At 35.5% G+C, this 2,901-nt stretch carries 2 protein-coding genes; both read left to right on the plus strand.

The features are described from left to right. Positions 1-188: 188 nt before the first annotated feature. Positions 189-1,775, plus strand: a complete 1,587-nt coding sequence (locus DMP16_RS08945; protein ID WP_069282771.1) for a thiamine pyrophosphate-binding protein — start codon at positions 189-191, stop codon at positions 1,773-1,775. 36 nt (positions 1,776-1,811) lie between these two features. Then, the coding region (locus DMP16_RS08950) for a DNA double-strand break repair nuclease NurA (protein WP_143577121.1) at positions 1,812-2,901 on the plus strand (1,090 nt) is incomplete at its 3' end.

Consider the following 2,901-nt stretch of genomic DNA (forward strand, 5'->3'; position numbering starts at 1 on the left):
AGAGCACCTACTGTGATTCCAATGATTATGAGGACGTAAATTGGTAACGACATAACTACTATTAATTGTAATATGAAGTTGAAAATACTTTCCTTCAGTTGAAAGATAATGACCTTGGTCCATGATACATTTTTCATCATAGTGTTCTTTGACGTAATGGTTATTATGGTCCTTTCATATATAGATTTATGAATACTGGGGAACTTCTCGTAGAAGCAATCTCAACCCAAGTAGAAGACATATTTGGAATACCCGGTACTCACGGTCTCTCTCTATATGAAGGTATAAGGAAGAAGGTGGAAAAGAAGGAGCTCAAATTCTATATGCCTAGGTTAGAGTATGGAGGCAGCATTATGGCTGACTATTATGCTAGAGTTAAAGGGAATGTTGGAGTGTTCCTTTCCGTAAACGGTCCAGGCTTCACCAACTCTCTAACCGGTCTAGCTGAGGCATACTCTGAGGGTTCTCCACTAGTGTTAATTTCTCTAAATAAAGAATTTAAGTTCAGAGATAGGAGACAACTTCATGATATGGGTTACTTCGACGCCCAAATCGAAATGGCTAAACAAATAACTAAAGCCACGTTCAGAATATACTCACCCAACGACGTACCTCGAGTTGTAGAAAAAGCGTTTAGAATAGCCTTGGAAGATAAGATGGGACCAGTTTACGTGGAAGTACCAGTAGACGTACTAGAGGAAAATAGTGAGATAGAGTGGACTAAGTTCAATAAGGTAAATAGAACACTAGTTAGACCATCAAAAGAAGAAATTAAAGAAGCTATTGACATCTTGAATTCGTGTTCCAGACCAGTCTTATTATTAGGATATGGAGCATCTAGATCTAGTCTTTTAAAGTATATAGAGGAGTTTAGCATACCAGTATTCACCACTATAAGAGGCAAGGGAAGTATCCCTGAAAATCATCCTTTGTTCGCTGGGACTATTTTTGAGGTAAAAGAAATTCCCGGAGACTGTCTGATAGCTTTAGGGACTTCATTTAATGACTTAGAAACCCATAGATGGAGCGTGAAATTACCCCAGAAAATAATTCATGTTGACGTAGATGTAAACGAGTTTGACAACTCTTACAAAGCTATCCTTAAGATAAAAGCTAGTGCTGAAGCCTTTTTAGAGGAGATCCTAGAAAGAGTTAGATTTCCCAAGTGGAGTGTTGATAAGGAAAAAATTAAGGTATATCATGAAAGCTCAACTGATAACATTACCCACGATGATTTGGCTAAAGTTTTGGATTCGGAACTAAGTGAAGATAGAATAATAATAACTGATGCTGGAACTAATCAAGTCATGGCTATGATGATTAAAGTATATAAGCCGAATTCATACTTTAATTCTCTCATATTTAACGCCATGGGCTCAGCTATTCCTGCCTCTATAGGTGCCAAAATTGCTTCACCAGATAGGCAAGTAGTTGCTATAATAGGTGATTTAGGCTTCCAATCATGCTTTAATGAGCTGATTACAGCAGTTGAAAATAACATCAACTTTTTGACTGTCTTAGTTAAGGATGGTGTGCAACACTTCCTAAGAATGAATCAAACTATGAGATTTGGTAAAACTTTTGCAACTAATGTCTTTTCAATTGATTATGCTAAGGTTGCCGAGGGCATCGGTGTAGAAGTGTTTAAAGCTGATAATAAAAGTGACTTAAAAGAACGAGTAGATGAAGCTATTAGGTCTTCATATAAAAAACCTACTCTCCTAATAGTCAATATTACTCCTACTAGCATACCTAGCATTTTATTGTCTAGATAAGTTATTTTTTTATATTCTGCACTCAAAATATATATAATGCTATCTCAATACGAATTAAAGAAAAAACTGCAGAGTGTAGTGCTAAAATTGAGCAAAGCTAAATTAAACTTACCTCCTATTGACAATTACCCTAACGTAGTTGAGGCTGTAGATTTTGAAACTGGTGTAGAATTACTTGATGAAAAAGATCCCATAAAAATTCTTAGACGTCCTCAGAATAAGGACTATAGAATAGCGTCAATAGACTCCTCGAGTAGATACTTGAGAGACGCATCAATCAATATGGTTTTGGTCGGTGCAGCTTCATATAGTAACGTTAAAGGTAAGAAGTTAGGTCCTTACAACGTATTAACACCCTTCTTAGGGATAAGTACTTATAAGGACATTTTAGTCAACTTTCAAAATGAGGCTGGAATAAGGATTAAAAACTTCGTTAATGAATATTTTGGTGAAGATTATAAAATAGATGACATGGCTGATGAATTAAGGGTAGAATCAGAGAACTTAATGCTAAAAGAGACAATTAATAGCCATGATTTAGTAGTTCTAGATGGACCACTATACCCTACCCCTTTAGAGCTAAGTACTATAAATTTAAGCAACTCTTCTAGATATAGTCATCAAAAGGCTTACGCTAAACTCGTAGAAGATAGAATAAGTCTGTTAAAAGATAACATAATAGGAGTGGTTAAGAGACTGGAAAACTCGTACAAGCTAGGTAAGATAGAAGCAATTTCTAGGATACTCAATAAAGACGTAAAAGGACAGAAAGATCCAGATATTCTAAAGCTAATAGATCTAAAGTTATGCAAGGATAAGCCTTATTGTCTCGTTGGTCCAATTAAATTAACCTTTAGTTCCCAGATAATATCTAACGCGCCCGATAGATATGTATATTACCTAATAGTTAAAAACCTAGTAGGTATGACATCATTCTTTAGGATAGAAAGTATAAGAATTGATGCCCTAGAGAATTATACTCCTTACATAATATCTAGGATCTCTGAGAGGCTAATTCCTACATATATAGAATTAGCTGATAACTTGTCAAAAAGAGTTTCGTCTTCCCTCTTCATATTGGCGTACGAGATAGCTTCCAGATATCTCAGCATAATTCATGATGATA

Source organism: Sulfolobus sp. B1, from assembly GCF_007050195.1.
Classification (GTDB): domain Archaea; phylum Thermoproteota; class Thermoprotei_A; order Sulfolobales; family Sulfolobaceae; genus Saccharolobus.

What these genes read in the sequence shown, in the direction of transcription:
- DMP16_RS08945 (WP_069282771.1), top strand. Translation starts at nt 189, where the DNA reads ATGAATACTGGGGAACTTCTCGTAGAAGCAATCTCAACCCAAGTAGAA.